Source organism: Nocardia sp. PE-7 (genome assembly GCF_030486425.1).
In the GTDB taxonomy this organism is placed as follows: Bacteria; Actinomycetota; Actinomycetes; order Mycobacteriales; family Mycobacteriaceae; genus Nocardia; species Nocardia salmonicida_A.
Window position 1 is genome coordinate 1,821,197 of sequence record NZ_CP129614.1, and the last position, 17,476, is coordinate 1,838,672.

General features: G+C 68.9%; 17 protein-coding genes. 9 read left to right on the forward strand and 8 right to left on the reverse strand.

Going from position 1 to position 17,476, the window contains the following annotated elements:
* Nucleotides 1-9 precede the first annotated feature (9 nt).
* From QX204_RS08560 to QX204_RS08570, 3 genes are read right to left on the reverse strand one after another with little or no spacing between them, the layout of a single operon-like run.
* Nucleotides 10-819: an ABC transporter ATP-binding protein gene (locus QX204_RS08560; RefSeq protein WP_301906040.1), complete on the reverse strand. Its 810-nt coding sequence runs from the start codon at nucleotides 817-819 to the stop codon at nucleotides 10-12.
* Nucleotides 819-1,901: a FecCD family ABC transporter permease gene (locus QX204_RS08565; RefSeq protein WP_301906042.1), complete on the reverse strand. Its 1,083-nt coding sequence runs from the start codon at nucleotides 1,899-1,901 to the stop codon at nucleotides 819-821. The genes QX204_RS08560 and QX204_RS08565 overlap by 1 nt, the downstream gene beginning before the upstream one ends.
* Entirely contained in the window at nucleotides 1,898-2,929 is a 1,032-nt protein-coding gene (locus tag QX204_RS08570) for a FecCD family ABC transporter permease (protein WP_301906043.1), read from the reverse strand. The genes QX204_RS08565 and QX204_RS08570 overlap by 4 nt, the downstream gene beginning before the upstream one ends.
* Nucleotides 2,930-3,012: 83 nt before the next feature.
* On the opposite strand from QX204_RS08570, the gene QX204_RS08575 reads away from it, so the two are divergent.
* The 4 genes from QX204_RS08575 (at nucleotide 3,013) to ppc (ending at nucleotide 8,027) form a co-directional block, all read left to right on the forward strand.
* Nucleotides 3,013-4,080, forward strand: a complete 1,068-nt coding sequence (locus QX204_RS08575) for an ABC transporter substrate-binding protein (RefSeq protein WP_301906044.1) — start codon at nucleotides 3,013-3,015, stop codon at nucleotides 4,078-4,080.
* Nucleotides 4,081-4,134: 54 nt separating this feature from the next.
* Complete coding sequence (locus QX204_RS08580; RefSeq protein WP_301906045.1) at nucleotides 4,135-4,692, forward strand: sugar O-acetyltransferase; 558 nt, start codon at nucleotides 4,135-4,137, stop codon at nucleotides 4,690-4,692.
* Between the two features lie 74 nt (nucleotides 4,693-4,766).
* Complete coding sequence (locus QX204_RS08585; protein WP_301906046.1) at nucleotides 4,767-5,189, forward strand: VOC family protein; 423 nt, start codon at nucleotides 4,767-4,769, stop codon at nucleotides 5,187-5,189.
* Nucleotides 5,190-5,255: 66 nt separating this feature from the next.
* Nucleotides 5,256-8,027, forward strand: a complete 2,772-nt coding sequence (gene ppc / locus QX204_RS08590) for a phosphoenolpyruvate carboxylase (RefSeq protein ID WP_301906047.1) — start codon at nucleotides 5,256-5,258, stop codon at nucleotides 8,025-8,027.
* A 3-nt stretch (nucleotides 8,028-8,030) separates the two neighbouring features.
* Here ppc and QX204_RS08595 read toward each other — a convergent pair whose 3' ends face one another.
* The 4 genes from QX204_RS08595 to QX204_RS08610 form a co-directional block, all read right to left on the reverse strand.
* Nucleotides 8,031-8,198, reverse strand: coding sequence for a hypothetical protein (locus QX204_RS08595; RefSeq protein WP_301906048.1), 168 nt, complete (start codon nucleotides 8,196-8,198; stop codon nucleotides 8,031-8,033).
* A gap of 107 nt (nucleotides 8,199-8,305) precedes the next feature.
* Nucleotides 8,306-8,713: a RidA family protein gene (locus QX204_RS08600; protein ID WP_301906049.1), complete on the reverse strand. Its 408-nt coding sequence runs from the start codon at nucleotides 8,711-8,713 to the stop codon at nucleotides 8,306-8,308.
* A gap of 3 nt (nucleotides 8,714-8,716) precedes the next feature.
* Complete coding sequence (locus tag QX204_RS08605) at nucleotides 8,717-9,487, reverse strand: IclR family transcriptional regulator (protein WP_301906050.1); 771 nt, start codon at nucleotides 9,485-9,487, stop codon at nucleotides 8,717-8,719.
* On the reverse strand, nucleotides 9,484-10,518 hold the full coding sequence (locus QX204_RS08610; protein WP_301906052.1) for a sugar kinase: 1,035 nt from the start codon (nucleotides 10,516-10,518) through the stop codon (nucleotides 9,484-9,486). The genes QX204_RS08605 and QX204_RS08610 overlap by 4 nt, the downstream gene beginning before the upstream one ends.
* Before the next feature lie 154 nt (nucleotides 10,519-10,672).
* Between QX204_RS08610 and QX204_RS08615 the strand changes: the two genes are divergently transcribed.
* The 4 genes from QX204_RS08615 to QX204_RS08630 are packed head-to-tail and all read left to right on the forward strand — an operon-like array spanning nucleotide 10,673 to nucleotide 15,668.
* Entirely contained in the window at nucleotides 10,673-11,968 is a 1,296-nt protein-coding gene (locus QX204_RS08615) for a type III PLP-dependent enzyme domain-containing protein (protein ID WP_301906053.1), read from the forward strand.
* 9 nt (nucleotides 11,969-11,977) lie between these two features.
* Nucleotides 11,978-13,591, forward strand: a complete 1,614-nt coding sequence (locus QX204_RS08620) for an N-acyl-D-amino-acid deacylase family protein (protein ID WP_301906054.1) — start codon at nucleotides 11,978-11,980, stop codon at nucleotides 13,589-13,591.
* Nucleotides 13,588-14,229 (forward strand): bifunctional 4-hydroxy-2-oxoglutarate aldolase/2-dehydro-3-deoxy-phosphogluconate aldolase, encoded by a 642-nt coding sequence (locus tag QX204_RS08625; RefSeq protein WP_301906055.1) that lies wholly within the window; start codon nucleotides 13,588-13,590, stop codon nucleotides 14,227-14,229. The genes QX204_RS08620 and QX204_RS08625 overlap by 4 nt, the downstream gene beginning before the upstream one ends.
* An 11-nt stretch (nucleotides 14,230-14,240) precedes the next feature.
* Nucleotides 14,241-15,668, forward strand: a complete 1,428-nt coding sequence (locus QX204_RS08630) for a GntP family permease (protein ID WP_301906056.1) — start codon at nucleotides 14,241-14,243, stop codon at nucleotides 15,666-15,668.
* A 39-nt stretch (nucleotides 15,669-15,707) separates the two neighbouring features.
* Here QX204_RS08630 and QX204_RS08635 read toward each other — a convergent pair whose 3' ends face one another.
* Nucleotides 15,708-16,256 carry a TetR/AcrR family transcriptional regulator gene (locus tag QX204_RS08635; protein WP_301906057.1) on the reverse strand — a complete coding sequence of 183 codons (549 nt, stop codon included), beginning with the start codon at nucleotides 16,254-16,256 and terminating at the stop codon, nucleotides 15,708-15,710.
* A gap of 99 nt (nucleotides 16,257-16,355) precedes the next feature.
* Between QX204_RS08635 and QX204_RS08640 the strand changes: the two genes are divergently transcribed.
* Complete coding sequence (locus tag QX204_RS08640; RefSeq protein WP_301906058.1) at nucleotides 16,356-17,453, forward strand: FAD-dependent monooxygenase; 1,098 nt, start codon at nucleotides 16,356-16,358, stop codon at nucleotides 17,451-17,453.
* Nucleotides 17,454-17,476: the final 23 nt, after the last annotated feature.

Consider the following 17,476-nt stretch of genomic DNA (forward strand, 5'->3'; position numbering starts at 1 on the left):
CCCTACTGTTCACGATTCGGTCGAGGCATCGGTGTCGACGGGGCCGATCGGGACCACCAAGGGGGTTCCGGTGACCGGGTCCTCGATCACTTTCGCGCGTAGCCCGAATACCTCCGCCACCACCTCCTCGGTGAGAACTTCGGCCGGCGTTCCCGCGGCAACCACCCGGCCCGCGCGCATCGCGACCAGCCGATGGGCGTAGCGCGCGGCGAGATTCAAGTCGTGCAGCACCATCACCACCGTCCGGCCCGCTTCGGCGTGCAGGCGCCGGACCAGGTCGAGCACTTCGATCTGGTGGGCGAGATCGAGGAAGGTCGTGGGTTCGTCGAGCAGCAGCAGGTCGGTGTTCTGGGCCAGCGCCATCGAGATCCACGCGCGCTGGCGTTGCCCGCCGGACAGCTCGTCGAGTGGGCGATCGGCGAACGCGACCATGTCGGTCCAGGTCAGGGCCTCGTTGATGGCGGATTCGTCGTCGTCGGACCACTGGCGGTACCAGCGCTGGTGCGGATGTCTGCCGCGCGCGACCAGGTCGGCGACGGTGAGACCTTCGGGGGCGAGCGGTGATTGGGGCAGGATGCCGAGCACGCGCGCCACTTCCTTGGTCGACATGCGGTCGATCCGCTTGCCGTCCAGGTGGACGTGGCCACCGGTGGGGCGCATCAACCGCGCCATCGCGCGCAGGAGCGTTGATTTGCCGCAACCGTTGGGTCCGATCACCGCGGTGACGGTGCCGCCGGTGATGTCCAGGTCGAGACCGTCGACGACGGTGGTCGGTCCGTAGCCGAGGGTCAGCTCGCCGGCCTGTAGTCGAACGGTCATCACGCGCCCGCTTTCCCGGCACGGTTGCGCCGCATCAACAGATAGATCAGATAGGGCGCGCCGAGGACGGCGGTGATCACCCCGACAGGGAGTTCGCCCGCGGGCAGCAGGGTGCGGGCGACGAGATCGGCGGCGACGGTGAAGGCCGCGCCGAGCACCACCGAGGTGAGCAGCGGGGGTTGCGCCGAACCGGTCAGGCGCAGCGCCACCTGCGGTACCGCGAGCGCGATGAAGATGATGGCGCCCGCCGAGGCGGTGGCGACTCCGGCGAGCAGCACGGCCAGGACCAGCAGCGTCAGGCGGGCGGCGTTGAGCCGCACGCCGAGCGAGCGGGCGGTGTCGTCGCCGAAGTGCAGCGCGCCGAGCAGGTGGGTGCCCGCGAGCACCACCGGCACCAAGATCGCCAAGGCGATCGCCACCGGTGTCACCTGGATCCAACTGCTGCCGTTGAGGCTGCCGGTCAGCCAGGTCACCGCTCGCGTCGCGACATCGACGTCGCCGACGCTGAGCAGCCAGAAGGTCACGCTCGAGAGCAGCGAGCCGGCGCCGAGGCCGACGAGCACGAGCCGATAGCCTTCGATCCCGCCTCGCCAGGCCAGCACGAAAACGCACAGCGCGGCGAGCAATCCGCCCAGCATGGAGGCCACGGGCACCCCGATCTCGGCGGCGGCTCCGCTGATCTGGCCGCGGCTGCCGGACAGGGCGATCACCGCGACCGCGGCTACGCTCGAACCCGCGGTGACGCCGAGGATATCGGGACTGGACAACGGGTTCCGAGCGATGCCCTGGGTGATCGCGCCGGACAACGCGAGTGCCGCGCCGACCAGCGCGCCGGTGAGAATCCGCGGCAGCCGTAGGTCCCACACCACATAGGCGAGGCCGTCGTCGCCACCACCGGTGAGCACCGCGAGCACATCCCACGGCGTGACAGGACCTCCGTCGGGCATCGTGTAGGTGCCCAGCGCGAGCGCGACACAGGCCGCGGCGGCGAGTATCGCGAGTCCGAGCAACAGGACCGCCGTCGTGCGTAGTCGCAGTTGCCATGACACCGGTCCCAGCCGGACCGCCCGGACGGTACTCATATGCTCACCAGCTTTCGGCGGCGGACCAGCACGATGAAGAACGGGACGCCGACGAAGGCGAGCATGATGCCCGCGGGCAGTTCGCCCTTGTCCAGGACCAGCCGTCCCGCGATGTCGGCGACCAACACCATGACCACGCCGAGCAGTCCGGCGACGGGCACCAGCCAGCGGTAGTCGGGCCCGGTGATGCCGCGCGCCAGGTGCGGAACGACGAGCCCGACAAAACCCAACGGCCCGGCGATCGCCACGACCGCACCGGTCAACAGCACGATCGACCCGATGCCGACAGTGCGCGCCAGGAAGACTCGATGGCCGAGCGAGCGGGCGGTGTCCTCGCCGAGGCCGAGCGCGTTGAGCGCGGAGGTGTTGGCCAGGGCGAGGACGATCCCGACGAGGACGAACGGTGTCGCCTTGCCGAGCACGTCGAGGTTGGACCCGACCAGCGACCCGGCCTTCCAGAAGCGGTAGATGTCGGTGACATCGGTGTCGAACAGCACCACCGCCGAGATCAGCCCCTGCAGCAGGTAGCTGACAGCGGCGCCGGCCAAGGCGAGGGTCACCGGCGTGGGTCCGCCTCGGCCTGTCGCGCCGATGACGAACACGGTGATGGTGGCGATCAGCGCACCGGCGAAGCCGAACCACACGTAACCGAACAGGCTCGAGATGCCGCCGATCATCACCGCGAGCACGATGCCGAGAGCCGCACCCTGGGTGATGCCGAGCAACGCCGGATCGGCCAGGGGGTTTCTGGTGTGCCCCTGGATCACCGCGCCCGCGATGCCGAGCGCGAGACCGGCCAGGACGCCGAGCAGCGTGCGCGGCAGGCGGAGGCCGTTGACGATGGCGCCGGTCTCGGTGTCGGTCGTGCCGCCGAGCGCGTGCAGAACATCAAGGGGAGCAATGAATTTCGAGCCGATGGCCAAACTGAGCAGAACGGCCGCGAACACCGCGGCCAAGAGTCCGGCGATGAGTAGCAACCGGCGAGACCGCGTGTTGGCGAACACGACTCCGGGCGGCGATGCGGGCACTATCCCTCTTCATAGTTGGTAATTAGGTAAGGCTTCGCTAGGTTAGCAACCCTAAAGAACTCTGAACCACCCGGGAGACCTCGATGAACACCCCACTGAGCCGTCGGCTCGCCGCCGCCGCGGCAGTCGCCGCCGCCGTACTGAGCCTGTCCGCGTGTGGCCAGAACCGGTCGGACACCGGCGCCGCGGGCAGCGATTGCGATACCGCGAGCAACCTCGACGGCGGCGCCTACCCGCGCACCATCGAGGCGGGGGCGGTCAAGGACAAGGCGGGCGCGAATGTCGGCACGGTGGTCGACCCGGCCACCATCACCACCCGACCGGTCCGGATCGCCGCCCTCGACCAGACATTCGTCGACGCCGCCCTGGTGCTGAACACCGAAGTCGTCGCGTACACGACGTACCAGTCCATGGGTGAGAAGTTGCCCGCGTTCTTGGGCGCGGCCGCCCAGACCTGCGGCGGGCGGGCGGTGAACATCGGCAACCTGCAGACCCCCGACATCGAGAAGCTGGCAGGCGCCCGACCGGATCTGATCGTGTCGGCGAAGGTGCGTCACGAGAAGCAGTACGAGCAGTTCAAGGGCATCAAGCTCGGATCAGGCACGGTCCCGGTCGTGTTCAGCCAGACCACCGGCGCCACCTGGAAGGAAAATCTCCTGCTGCTCGCCAAGGCGGTCGACAAGGAGAACCTCGCCGAGGCCAAGCTCGCGGCGTACCAGGACCGTGCGGCCAAGATCGGCGCGGCGATCAAGGAGAAGAACGGCGGCAACGCGCCCACCGTGTCGCTGCTGCGCTTCCTGCCCAAGGAGGACCGGCTGATGCAGCGGGTCAGCTTCGTCGGCGACATCTTCGCCGACACCGGCCTGAACCAACTCGACAAGTCCGACGATCCGAAGAACGACTTCTCGATCACGCTGAGCCCGGAGCGTCTGCTCGACGCCGACGCCGACTACATCTTCCTCACCAGCAACGGCGAGGACGCCGCCGCCCAGCGCAAGGCGGCCGCCGCGGCCAATCCGCTGTGGAATCAGCTGCGTGGCAAGGTCACTCCGGTCGACGACCTGGTGTGGTTGACCTCGGTCGGACTCACCGGCGCGCACGCGGTGCTCGACGACATCGCGAAGACCTTCGGGGTCGACCCGGCGAAGTAGATCGCCGCTAGCAGTGCACTCGGGCCCTGTTCGCCCGCCCCTACACTCGGCGGGGTGGGCGAACAGAAGCAGCGGATGCTGGCCGGGGAGCTGTATCGGGACAACGATCCAGAACTCGTGGCCGAACGGCAACGGGCGCAACGATTGTGCGACGAGTTCAACCGCACCGGACCCGACGAGACCGGGCGGCGGACCGAGTTGCTGGGCGATCTCCTCGGCAAGCTGGGGGAGGGGTCGTGGATTATGCCGCGGTTCCAGTGCGACTACGGCTACCTGATCGAGATCGGATCGAACAGCTTTCTCAACTACGACGCGATCCTGCTCGATTGCGCGCCGATCACCATCGGGAAAGACTGTTCGATCGGGCCGCGCTGCCAACTGCTCACCGCACTGCATCCGATGCAGGATCACGAAAAGCGCAGGCAGCGGTGGGAATCCGCGGCGCCGATCCGGATCGGTGACAACGTGTGGTTCGGCGGCGGGGTGATCGTGTGCCCCGGCGTGACGATCGGCGACGATGTGGTGGTCGGCGCGGGCAGCGTGGTGACCCGCGATCTGCCGGACCGGGTGTTCGCGGCGGGCAATCCGGCGCGGGTGATCCGGCAACTCTAGGTTTGCTGGCTACTCTGGACGGCAGGCGCCGACAACGTCGGCGCGCCCATCCGTGCCCGACCAGAGGAGACCGTATGCGCCACGGCGAAGATCTCTCCCTCACCCACGTCATGCTGCTCGTGGGCAACCAGGACGAGGCTCTCACCTTCTATCGCGACCTGATCGGCCTTCAGGTCCGCACCGACATGCCGTTCGGCGACAACACCCGCTGGCTGACGGTCGGTCCGGTCGACCAGAAGAATCTGGAATTCGTGCTCGAGGTCCCCGAGATGTCCCCCGACGCCGCCTACCGGGCGGCCGCACAGGCGCGCATCGACGGCGGCGCCCAATCCACCGTCATCTTCGCCACCGACGACGTCGACGCCACCTTCGCCCGGATTCGCGACGCCGGGGCAGAGGTCGCCCAGGAGATCGTGAACCAGCAATACGGCCGCGACTGCGCGTTCCGTGACCCGTGGGGCAACCAGATCCGCTTCACCGCCCGCCACCACGGCTGAGCGCGACATGCGGGGCGGGTGCGGCGTCGGGTCGCGCCCGCGGGCCCGCGGCAATACTGTCTGACCATGGGCGAATCGCGAATCGAGATGGAACCCGAAGCAACCCGGCCGCTGCGCGAGGACATCCGCTTCCTCGGCGGCATCCTGGGCGACACCATCCGCGACCACGAAGGTCCCGAGGTGTTCGACCTGATCGAGCGCGTCCGGATCGAGGCGTTCCGGGTGCGCCGCGAGGAGGTCGAGCGCAGCGCCGTCGCCGATATGCTCGACGGCACGCCCACCGAGGTCGCGATCCCGCTGATCCGGGCGTTCAGCTACTTCGTGCTGCTGGCCAATCTGGCCGAGGACATCCAGCGTGATCGACGCCGCGCCGCGCACGTGGCGGCGGGTGAGCCGCCGCAGGATTCCTCGCTGGCCGCCACCTACGACAAGCTCGACGCGGCCGGGCTCGACGGTTCGGTGGTGGCCGACCTGCTCACCGACGCGCTCGTCTCCCCGGTGATCACGGCCCATCCGACCGAAACCCGCAGGCGCACCGTCTTCGACGTGCAGTCCAAGATCACCGAGCTCATGCGCCTTCGTCGCCGCCTCGAACCAGGGGAGTCCGGTCTCGACGAATCCGAACTGCGGATCCGGCGCGAGGTACTCACGCTGTGGCGCACGGCGCTGATCCGATTGGCGCGCTTGCGGATCCAGGACGAGATCTCGGTCGGGCTGCGCTACTACGACCTGACTCTCTACGACGTGATCCCCGCGATCAACGCGCAGGTGCGGGACGCGCTGCGGGCGCGCTGGCCCGAGAAGGAACTCCTGCCGCGCCCGATCCTGCGGCCCGGATCGTGGATCGGCGGCGACCGCGACGGAAACCCGTTCGTCACAGCGGAGGTCGTGCACACGGCAGCCGAACAGGCCGCCGCCTACGTTTTCGGCCGGTACCTGGACGAACTGGTCGAACTGGAGAAGACCCTGTCGCAATCGGCGCGGCTGGTGCAGGTGTCGCCCCTCGTGGCGGAGCTCTCGGCCGCGGGGTATCCCGACCCCGGCCTGTTCGCCGACGAACCGTATCGCCGTGCGCTGCACGCGATTCGGGGGCGGCTCAGTGCCACCGCCGAGCAGGCGCTGGGCGAACTGCCCGAGCAGGGCCTCGATGCCGGCGCCGCCCCCTATTCGACACCTCAAGCCGTCCTCGACGACCTCGACGCGATCGACGAGTCCATGCGCGCCAGCGGCGACGGACTGCTCGCCGACGACCGCCTCGCCGCGCTGCGCCACGCCATCGAGACCTTCGGCTTCCACCTGCAGGGCCTCGACATGCGCCAGAACTCCGAGGTGCACGAACAGGTCGTCACCGAACTGCTGGCGTGGTCGGGTGTGCACCCCGACTATCCGAGCCTGTCCGAGGCCGAGCGCGTGGAGTTGCTGGCCGCCGAATTGCGCACGCGCCGACCACTTCTCGGGCCGAACGCGCAGCTGAGCGAGCTCGCCACCAAGGAGCTGGGGGTCCTGGGCGCCGCCAAGGAGGTCATCGAGACCTTCGGCGCCGCCGCCATCCCGAACTACATCATCAGCATGTGCACCTCGGTCAGCGACATGCTCGAAGCGGCGTTGCTGCTGAAGGAAGCGGGCATTCTCGACCCGGGCAGCGCCGACACCGCGCCCAGCTGTCCCGTCGGCATCGTCCCGCTGTTCGAAACCATCGAGGACCTGAGCGCCGGTTCGGCGACGCTGGCCGCGGTGCTGGAGGTTCCGGTCTACCGCGAGTTGGTCGAGGCGGCGGGCATGCGCCAGGAAGTGATGCTCGGCTACTCCGATTCCAACAAGGACGGCGGCTACCTCGCCGCGAACTGGGCCCTCTACCGCGCGGAACTCGACCTGGTGGAGGTGGCCAGGCAAGCGGGGATCCGGTTGCGGCTGTTCCACGGTCGCGGCGGCACTGTCGGTCGCGGTGGCGGCCGCAGCTACGACGCCATCCTGGCGCAGCCGGTGGGCGCGGTGCGCGGATCGCTGCGACTGACCGAACAGGGCGAGGTGATCGCCGCGAAGTATTCCGAATCCGGTGCGGCACATCGCAATCTGGAATCACTGATCGCGGGCACGCTCGAGTCGACGCTGCTGGACGTGGAGGGCCTCGGCGACGACGCCGAACCGGCCTACGAACTGCTCGACGACCTCGCCGCCCGCGCGCGTGCCGCCTACGCGAACCTGGTGCACGACACCCCGGGCTTCGTCGAGTACTTCCGCGAATCCACTCCGGTCGCCGAGGTCGGCGACCTCAATATCGGCAGTCGCCCCGCCTCCCGCAAACCCACCAACTCGGTCTCGGACCTGCGCGCCATCCCGTGGGTGATGGCCTGGAGTCAGGCCAGGGTCATGCTGCCCGGCTGGTACGGCACCGGCACCGCCCTCGAAGACTGGGTCGGCGACGACCCGGCCCGCCTCGCGCGTCTCACCGACCTCTACCAGCGCTGGCCGTTCTTCAACACCGTGCTGTCGAACCTGGCCCAGGTGATGGCCAAGAGCGACCTCGACATCGCCGCGCGCTACGCCGAGCTCGTCACCGACAAAACCCTGCGCGCCGACATCTTCGCCATGATCGCCGACGAACACGCGCGCACCATCCGCATGTACCTGGCGGTCACCGGCCACACCGAACTCCTCAGCGACAACCCGTCACTGGCCGAATCGATCCACAACCGCTTCCCCTACCTGGAGCCGCTGAACCAGCTCCAGGTCGACCTGCTGGCCCGGCTGCGCGGCGGTGACGATTCCGAACTGGTGAAGCGGGGCATCCTGCTCACCATGAACGGCCTGGCCACCGCCCTGCGCAACTCGGGATAACACTCAGAGGCAGACGCTGATGGTGAACGGTCCGACCGGGATGCCGGTGCAGATCGACACCGAGCCGACGACCGGCTGCGCGGGGGCGGCCGAGGCGGTTCCGGCGCCGATCGCGGTCACGGACACGGCGAGGGCGGCAACGGCGAGCGGGCGGGCGAACTTGGCGAACATAGGCTGATCCTCGGGGGTAGGACGGGCTGAACACCCCCGTGTGGGGGCGCCCCATCACAACACGCACGCACCGACGGCGTCCACGACATGGTGGGAATCGCCGTGGCTCAGTCGGTTACGACGGCGATCGCGTCGATCTCGACCAGCATCTCCGCGCGGGGCAGGCCGGTGAAAACGGTGGTGCGCGAGGGCAGTACGCCGTTGCTGGTGTGCTTCGTGACGAACTCGCCGTACGCCTCGTTCATGATCGCGAAGTCCTCACGTTTGGTGAGGTAGACCCGCAGCATCAGCACATCGTCGAAGGTAGCGCCGGAGGCGTCGATGATCGCCTTGACGTTCATCAGGGTGCGGGTGGTCTGGGCGGCGACGTCGCCGGAATGCAGGTACTCGTTGGTCTCGGGATCCACCGGGCCCTGACCGGACACCTGGACGAACGGGCCCTTGCGCACGCCCTGGGAGAAGGTGTGGGCGGGCGCCGGGGCGTCGGCGGTGCGCACGGCGGTCTTGTCGGACATGGTTCAGCCTTTCCTCGCGGGGACGTCTCGGCGGGGGTCCCAGCCGAGTTCGGTGGAGATGGCCTCGGCCGTCGCCCTGACCTGTGGCAACAGGGCCAGCACTTGATCGTGGTCGAGCAGCACATCGGGAACCGAGACCGACACCGCGGCGACAACGGAACCGATCCCGTCGCGCACGCCGACGCCGATGCAGTTGACGAAGCTCTCGTGTTCCTCGTGGTCTTCGGCGAACCCCTGCGCGGCGACGAGATCCAGTTCGGCCAGATACCGCTCGGGGGTTCGCAGGGTGCGGGTGGTGAAGGGGTGGAAGTCCAATCGCGCTGCCACCGCGGGCCATTCGCTGCGGGGCAGCGCGGCGACGAGCACCTTGCCGACGGCGGTGCAGTGCAGCGGCGCGGGCCTGCCGATGCGCGAGTACATCCGCACCGCCTGCTCGGCGTCGACCTTGTCGATGTAGACAGCGTCGCCGGATTCGTAGGCGGCCAGATGTACGGTCTGCCCGGTGGCCGCGCCCAGCGCGCTCAGGTGCGGGCGGGCGACGGTACGCACATCACGGTTCTCCAGTGCGCGACTGGCCAATTCGAACATCCTGGTGCCGAGCGAGTAGCGGTGCGCGTTGTCGCGCACGACGAAACGATCGGTCTGCATGGTCTGCAGCAGCCGCAGCACTGTCGACTTGTGGACGCCGAGCCGGACGGCCAGCTCATCGAGGGACTGCGAGCTCTCGCCGAGGGCGATGAGAATGGACAGGGCCCGCGACACGCTTTGACTCATGCGCTGATCGTTTCATCCAGAGCCGCCGGATAGCGCAGCGTGGCCCAGATATCGTCCGGGAGCAGCGCGAGGCGCTGAATATCTTCCGGCGGTGGCAGTTTCGCCGCATCGCCGGTCGCGGTCAGCGCCGCCGCCGCGCACAGATGGCCGTACCGCAGGCGCGTGCGCAGGTCCGCGCCGTGCAGCAGGGCGGCGAGGTAGCCGCCGGCGAAGGCGTCACCGGCGCCGATGCGTTCGGTGATCGCCAGGGCCAGTGCCGGTGCCTCGATCGAGAGCTCGCCGTCGTAGCCGGTGACGGTGTGCTTGTCGTTCTTGACGATCAGCTGGGCGGGCTCGGGGAACAACGCGCGCAAGGCGGCCGGGTCGCCGGTGCCGAAGATCTCCTCGGCCTCGTCGGCGCCGAGGAACACCACGTCGGCGCCGCGAATGTGCGCGTCGAGCTCGTCGGCGGCTTCGTCGACGCGCGAACCCCACACCGCCGGACGGTAATTCAGGTCGAAGCTGACCAGTCCGCGCCGTGGCCGGGCGAGCAGGGCGCGGGTGAGTTCGGTCGCCGACTCCGACAGCGCCGGGGTGATGCCGGTGAAGTGCACGAGATCGGCGCCGTCGAGCAGCGACGCCTGGGCCGCGAGGTCGGCGGTGGACAGCGCGCTGGCGGCCGAACCGGTGCGGTAGTAGTGCATCCGGCTGGCGTCGGCGCCCAGGTCGTTGGCCGCACCGGAGCCAGCACCGCGTTCCTTGACGTAGAGCCCGGTCGGCCGCGTCGGATCGACGGCGACCGCCCCGACGTCCACCCCCTGCGCGCCGAGTTCGGCAACGAGGTATCGCCCGAAGCCGTCGTCGCCGACCCGTGAGAGCCACGCCGCCGATACGCCGAGCTGGGCCAGCACCACGGCCACATTGGCCTCCGCGCCGCCCGCTCCGCGCTCGAACCGCGTGGACTGTTCCAGGGGCCCCGCGCCCGCGATCAGCACAGCCAGGCCCTCGCCGACGGTGACCGCCCTGCGCCGAGTGGTTGTTGCTTGGGTCACCTTGTTCGCCCTTTCGTGCTTGCGGTCACTGCCCTCGGGATGCACAATAACGAGCAGAAACATTCAGCGCAACCATCGTTGCATATTACGCAATGTATATCCGACATGACCGATCGAGCCGCCACCCGGGTTCGGTCGAGGAGAAAGGGATGCTGTGATCATCGACAACGGCGTCGTCGACGCCCTCGCCGGCGAGGTGCTCGGACCCCAGGACAAGAGCGCGCCGCCCGCGGCGTGGGGGAGCACCGTGCGCGAATACCTCGACGGCGCACCGCGTCTGGATCAGTGGCAGACGCCGTTGCTCACCCTCGACCGCGGCAGGCTCGACGCGAACCGCGACCTCATGGCCGAGTGGACCACCCACGCGGGCGTCGCGCTGGCCCCGCACGGCAAGACGACGATGGCGCCGCAGCTGTGGCGCGAGCAGCTCGTGGCCGGGTCGTGGGGGATCACCCTGGCCACCGCGTGGCAGGCGCAGCTCGCGCGCTCGTTCGGCGTCGGCCGGATCGTGCTCGCCAATACGCTGCTCGATCCGGTCGGATTGGCGTGGGCCGCAGCGGAATCGGCACGCGATCCCGACTTCGAGCTGTACTGCTGGGTAGACGGCGTCGCCACCGTCGAACTGATGGACAAGATCCTGCGCGAGACCGCCCCTGGTCCGCGCGTGCGGGTGCTGGCCGAACTGGGCGGACCGCACGGCCGCACCGGCGCCCGCACCCGCGCCGAAGCGCGCGCGGTCGCCGCCGCTGTCGGCGCGAGTGCGCGATTGAGCCTGGCCGGTGTCGCGGGCTACGAGGGCGCGCTGGCGCACGATCGCAGCACCGAGGGCGTCGCGGCGGTACGCGGCTATCTCGGCGAACTGGCCGCGCTGCACACCGAACTCGCCGCGGCGGGGGCCTATTCGGGTCCGGCGGTCGTCACCGCCGGCGGCAGTGCCTACCCCGAACTCGTCGTCGACGCACTCGCCGGACTGGCCGATCCCGAGGGTGCGCGCGGCGTGGCGACCACCGTGGTCCTGCGCAGCGGCGCCTACCTCGTCCACGACGACGGCTTCTACGCGGGGATCTCCCCGCTCGCCGCGCCCGCGCAGGAACCCGGCCTTCGTTCGGCCATGCACGGCTGGGCTCGGGTGGTCTCGCGACCCGAACCGGAACTGGCCCTGCTCGACGGGGGCAAACGCGATTTCCCCTTCGACGAAGGCCTGCCGGTGCCCCAGCAGGTCCTCGGCGGCACGCTTCCGCCGAACGCGGTGGTCACCGCGCTGAACGATCAGCACACCTTCCTGCGCATGCCCGGCGCGGATCCGGCCGATCTGCCGGTCGGCTCCGTCGTGCGGCTCGGCCTCTCACACCCCTGCACCGCGTTCGACAAGTGGCGCCGCATCCCGGTGCTCGACAGCGCCGATGCGCCCGACCCGCGCGTGGTCGACCTGATCCGCACCCACTTCTGACGGATGACCATGACGCACTTGCTCTTCCGTGACATCGACATCGTCGACGGCACCGGCGACCCACGCACCCGCGGCGACGTTCTGGTCCGCGGGGACCGCATCGCCGAGATCGCGCCACCGGGCACCATCGCAGCCGATGCGAGAGTCGTCGCGGTGCAGCCCGGTTCGGTCCTCGCGCCCGGATTCATCGACATGCACGCACATTCCGACCTGTATCTGCTCACCCATCCCGACCATTTCCCGAAGATCACCCAGGGGGTCACCACCGAGGTGATCGGCCAGGACGGGCTGTCCTACGCGCCCATCGACAAGGCCGCACTCGCGGTGGTGCGCAAGCAGATCGCGGGCTGGAACGGCAACCCGGCGGACTTCGATTTCAGCTGGCGCACTGTCGCGCAATACCTGGACCGCCTCGACCAGGGCATCACGCCCAACGCCGCCTACCTCGTCCCGCAGGGCACGCTGCGCATGCTGGTGGTCGGCAGCGAACAGCGGGTCGCCACCACCGCCGAGATCGACCGGATGTGCGCGCTGCTGGCCGAGGGCTTCGATCAGGGCGCGGTCGGGATGTCCAGCGGACTCACCTATACACCCGGAATGTATGCCGACACCGGCGAACTCGCCGCGCTGTGCGCGGTGGTCGCCTCTTATGGCGGCTTCTACGCACCGCACACCCGCTCCTACGGCGCGGGTGCGCTCGAGGCCTACGCGGAGATGATCGGCCTGGCGAAGGCCACCGGCTGCGCGCTGCACCTGACCCACGCCACCATGAACTTCGGCGTGAACCGTGGCCGCGCACCGGAATTTCTCGCGTTGCTGGCCGCGGCCCGCGCCGACGGCTGCGACATCACCCTCGACACCTATCCCTATCTGCCCGGCTCGACCACCCTGTCGGCGTTGCTGCCCAGCTGGGCGATGTCGGGCGGCCCCGACGCCGCACTGGCTCGACTGGATGATCCGGCCGAGCGGGCCAGGATCACCGCCGATGTCGACGTCAACGGCTCGGACGGCTGCCACGGTGTCACCGTCGAATGGGAGACCATCCAGATCAGCGGCGTCGGCGACGACGCGCTGTCGGACGTGGTCGGCCGCACGGTCGCCGAGATCGCAGCGGCGCGCGGCATCGCCCCGGTGGCAGTGTTCTTCGATCTGCTGCGCCGCGACCAACTCGCCACCACGATCCTGCAGCACGTCGGACACGAGGAGAACGTGCGCGCCATCATGGTCGATCCCGGCCACATGGGCGGCAGCGACGGTCTGCTCGTCGGGGCCCGACCGCACCCGCGCGCCTGGGGCACCTTTCCGCGCTACCTGTCGCGCTACGTCCGGGAACTGGGCGTTCTCGGCCTCGAGGACTGCGTGCATCACCTCACCGGCCGACCGGCCGCGCGCCTGCGCCTGGCCGAGCGTGGCCTTATCCGGGCCGGGTACGCCGCCGACCTCGTCGTCTTCGATCCGGCGACGATCCACGACACGGCGACCTTCGACCATCCCCAACAGCAGGCACGCGGTATCGAGCACGTGCTGGTCAACGGCGAATTCGCGCTGGAGAACGGCACCGCGACGGGCGTGCGCGCCGGACGCGCCCTACGTCTGGACACCACGAAGGAGGAAACTCGATGAACCCGATGCTCAGCTCGTCGTCGGAGGCCATGGACGTGATCCGCGCGGACCGGGCCCTCACCGTCGTCCGCGCCCCCGACATCCCCGACCCGGCCGCGCTCGCCGCCGCGCTCGCGGGCGCCGGGCTGCGGGCGGTCGAACTGACCTTCACCACCCTCGGTGTGCTCGACGCGATCAGCAGGGCCGCCGCGGTCACCGACGCCGTGATCGGGGTCGGCACCGTGACCACCCGCGAGCAGGCCGAAGCGGCCATCGAGGTCGGCGCCCGGTTCCTGGTGACGCCCGCACTGCGTCCGGAGGTCGCGGAAGTGGCTGTAGCGCGCGCGGTTCCGGTGATCATGGGCGCGTTCACGCCCTCGGAGGTCCTCGCCGCGGCGGAGATGGGGGCGGCGGCGGTGAAGATCTTCCCCGCTCGCGCGCTCGGTCCGCAGTACGTCAAAGATCTGCTCGGCCCGTTCCCACACATGTTCCTGATCCCCTCCGGCGGCGTCGATTCCCACAACGCCCGCGACTTTCTCCGAGCGGGCGCGATCGCCGTCACCGCGGGCACCGAAGTGGTGTCCCCGTCCGACGTCGAGGCCGCGCGCTGGTCCCACATCGGCTCCAAAGCCGCGCATTTCGTTCATTCGCTTGATTGAGAGGTTCTTCCATGGGCGCCACCATCGACTGGTTGCGCACCACCACCCCCGGGTTGCTGGTGCTGTGCGGTCTCGCGATCGCTGTGCTACTCATCGCCATCATCAAGGTCAAACTGGAGCCGTTCATCGCGCTGCTGCTGACCGGACTGCTGCTGGCGCTGGCCGCCGGACTGCCGATCTCCCAGATCGTCGGTACACCGCTGAAAGCCGGTGAGTCACTGCTGGAAACAGGTTTCGGCGGCATCCTCGGCCACATCGCGGTGATCATCGGGCTCGGCACCGTACTCGGCGCGATCCTCGAAAGATCCGGTGGTGCCGACGTTCTCACCGACAAGCTGCTGAAGATGTTCGGCGAGAAGGGCGCTCCCGTCGCGATGGGCCTGCTCGGCCTCATCTTCGGTATCCCCGTGTTCTTCGATATCGGCATCTTCGTGCTCGCGCCGCTGGTCTACGTCGCGGCCAAGCGCGGTGGGCGATCGCTGGTCCTCTACGCCATGCCGATGCTCGCGGGTCTGTCGATGACGCACGCGTTCCTGCCGCCACACCCCGGTCCCGTCGCGCTCGGTGGGCTGCTCGGGGTGAGCCTGGGCTGGCTGATCCTCATGGGCTTCGTCTGTGGCATCCCGGGTTTCCTCGCCGCGGGCATCGTCTGGGGCTCCTATATCGGCAAGCGCGTGCAGGTTTCGGTGCCGGATGAGTTCGTGCCCTTGGAGCCGGAGCCGGAGCCGGCTGAAGGTTCGGGCGGGACCGCGGTGATCACGAAGGCGCCGCCCTCGGTCGGGTTGATCGGTGGCATCATCGCGATCCCGCTGGTCTTGATCCTGGGCGCCACCTTCGGGTACCAACTCCTGGACAAGAATTCGGCACTGCTGCAGGTGCTCACCTTCTTCGGTACCCCCGCGGTCGCGCTGCTCATCACCGTGCTCGTCGCGTTCTATCTCCTCGGGATCCGGCGCGGTTCGACGGTGCAGGAACTGAGCACCATCACCGCCGAATCGCTCAAACCGGTGGGCATGGTGCTGCTGGTGGTCGGTGCGGGCGCCTTCTTCGGCAAGGTCATCTCGGCCACCGGCATCGGCACGGCGCTGGCCGACACGATGTCGGCGGCCGGTCTGCCGATCATCGTGCTCGCCTACCTGATCAGCTGCGGGTTGCGGATCGCACAGGGTTCGGCGACGGTCGCCATCGTCACCACGGGCGGCATCGTCGCCCCACTGGTTGCCGAGCAGGGCTACTCACAGATGTCGATCGCGTTGATCGCCATGGCGATCGCGGCGGGCTCGATCATTCTCAGCCACGTGAACGACGGTGGCTTCTGGATCATCGCGAAGTACTTCAACATGACCGTCAAACAGACGCTGCAGACCTGGACTGTCCTGGAAACCATTCTGTCCGTGGTGAGTTTCACGGTCGCGGCCTTGCTGTTCTCGATCGTCTGAACGCAGAGCCGGTAATCTCCGGGCGAGATCGCCGGTCGATCAGTCGAGTAGCGCGCGCGTGAGCCGGGCGAGCGCTTCGCGGGGATCCTTGCCGTCCTCCGCGCCGGTCAGCCGGTGGACGACCGCGCCGTCGAGATAGTCGACGAGGATGCCGGTATCGGTGGCGGCCACGCCGACGGCAGCGGCCATCTCGACCGCCCAGGCCCGCAGCCGCCGGTGCCCGCGCTGCAGTGATTCGGCGAGCGCGGGCATCGTCTGCGACTCGCCGAACAGGGCCAGGCGTGCCTGCGTGCGGATGCGGTCGGTGGTTGTCGCATGAGTGACGAACAGGGCGAGACCGTCGATGAGGTGCTCGACGGTAGCGGGGCCGAGTGCGCGGTTCAGGGTCTCCCAGTCGGCGTGATCGCGCTGCTCGAGGCGTTCGGCGACACCGCAGAGCAGAGCCTCGCGAGTACGGAAATAGTTCGATGTCGAACCCGGCGGCAGGTCGGCGGCCCCGTCGACCGCGCGGTGGGTCAGCGCACGCGATCCGCCGGTGCCCAGTACCTCGATGGCGGCGTCGAGGACCTGTTCGCGTTTGGTGGGCACGTGCCGATACTACGCCCGTAGTGAGTCGCACTACATTCGTAGTGTTTGTCACTACAGGCGTAGTACGGTCACGGGGATACCGGAACGAGGGAGTGTGCGATGTCCACAGCAATCGTCGTCGGCGGCGGAATCGGCGGAATGGCCGCGGCGCTCGCGCTTGCCGGGAGGGGCTGGTCTGTCGAGGTGTTGGAGCGAGCGCCGGAAGTCGCGGCGGTGGGATCCGGAATTTCTCTGTGGTCCAACGCTTTACGCGCGCTGGATGCTCTGGGCGTGGGCGACACGGTCCGTGCGCAGGGAATGGCGGAGGTGTCGGCCGGAATTCGAGACGACCGTGGGCGATGGCTCTCGCGCACCGACGTGGCGACGCTGCGCGAGCGCTTCGGAGCTCCGGTGGTGATCCACCGTGCCCGGCTGCTGGACATTTTGCGGACAGCGCTCGATGACGGCATCGTGCGCACCGGCGTCACGGTTCGCGAAGTGACCGCTGACGGGATGGTGGTCCACTCCGCAGGCACCTCCTCCGCTGATCTGGTCGTCGGTGCCGACGGGATCCGCAGCGTCGTCCGGCGTGCCGTCTGCGGCGACGTCGCACCGCGCTATGCCGGCTACACCGCCTGGCGTGCGGTGGTCGACATCGACGAGGCGCTCACCGAGTTCGGTGAAACCTGGGGCCGGGGCGCGCGTTTCGGCATGGCTCCGCTCGCGGACGGCCGCGTCTACTGCTTCGCGGTCTACAACGCCGTCGAGAACGCCACCGGCAGTCTCGCCGAAGTCCGCGATCTCTTCGCGAACTGGCACCATCCGATCCCGGCCCTGCTCGCCGCCGCCGACCCGGACACGGTGCTGCACAACGATATCTACGATCTGCCCGCCCTACCGACCTTCACCGCGGGCCGCATCGCCCTGCTCGGCGACGCCGCCCACGCCATGACGCCGAACCTCGGCCAAGGCGGCTGCCAAGCCCTCGAAGACGCCGTGGTGCTGGCAAAGCTGGCGGGCGAGCCCGACGGCCTCGCTCGCTACGACCGGGAACGCCGCCCCCGGACCGAGATGATCACCGCGCGCTCCGCCCGGATCGGCATCGTCGGCCAACTGTCCGCACGGCCCCTGGTCGCTCTTCGCAACACGGCACTGCGCCTCACTCCAACCTCGACCCAGCTCCGTGCCATGGCGGAGATTCTCGACTGGACCTGTTGATCCGCGTTGGGCGTCGGCGAACC

Coding starts and splice junctions, on each gene's coding strand:
- QX204_RS08560 (WP_301906040.1), bottom strand. CDS start 819: ATGACCGTTCGACTACAGGCCGGCGAGCTGACCCTCGGCTACGGACCG.
- QX204_RS08565 (WP_301906042.1), bottom strand. CDS start 1,901: ATGAGTACCGTCCGGGCGGTCCGGCTGGGACCGGTGTCATGGCAACTG.
- QX204_RS08575 (WP_301906044.1), top strand. CDS start 3,013: ATGAACACCCCACTGAGCCGTCGGCTCGCCGCCGCCGCGGCAGTCGCC.
- QX204_RS08585 (WP_301906046.1), top strand. CDS start 4,767: ATGCGCCACGGCGAAGATCTCTCCCTCACCCACGTCATGCTGCTCGTG.
- ppc (WP_301906047.1), top strand. CDS start 5,256: ATGGGCGAATCGCGAATCGAGATGGAACCCGAAGCAACCCGGCCGCTG.
- QX204_RS08595 (WP_301906048.1), bottom strand. CDS start 8,198: ATGTTCGCCAAGTTCGCCCGCCCGCTCGCCGTTGCCGCCCTCGCCGTG.
- QX204_RS08600 (WP_301906049.1), bottom strand. CDS start 8,713: ATGTCCGACAAGACCGCCGTGCGCACCGCCGACGCCCCGGCGCCCGCC.
- QX204_RS08605 (WP_301906050.1), bottom strand. CDS start 9,487: ATGAGTCAAAGCGTGTCGCGGGCCCTGTCCATTCTCATCGCCCTCGGC.
- QX204_RS08620 (WP_301906054.1), top strand. CDS start 11,978: ATGACGCACTTGCTCTTCCGTGACATCGACATCGTCGACGGCACCGGC.
- QX204_RS08625 (WP_301906055.1), top strand. CDS start 13,588: ATGAACCCGATGCTCAGCTCGTCGTCGGAGGCCATGGACGTGATCCGC.
- QX204_RS08630 (WP_301906056.1), top strand. CDS start 14,241: ATGGGCGCCACCATCGACTGGTTGCGCACCACCACCCCCGGGTTGCTG.
- QX204_RS08640 (WP_301906058.1), top strand. CDS start 16,356: ATGTCCACAGCAATCGTCGTCGGCGGCGGAATCGGCGGAATGGCCGCG.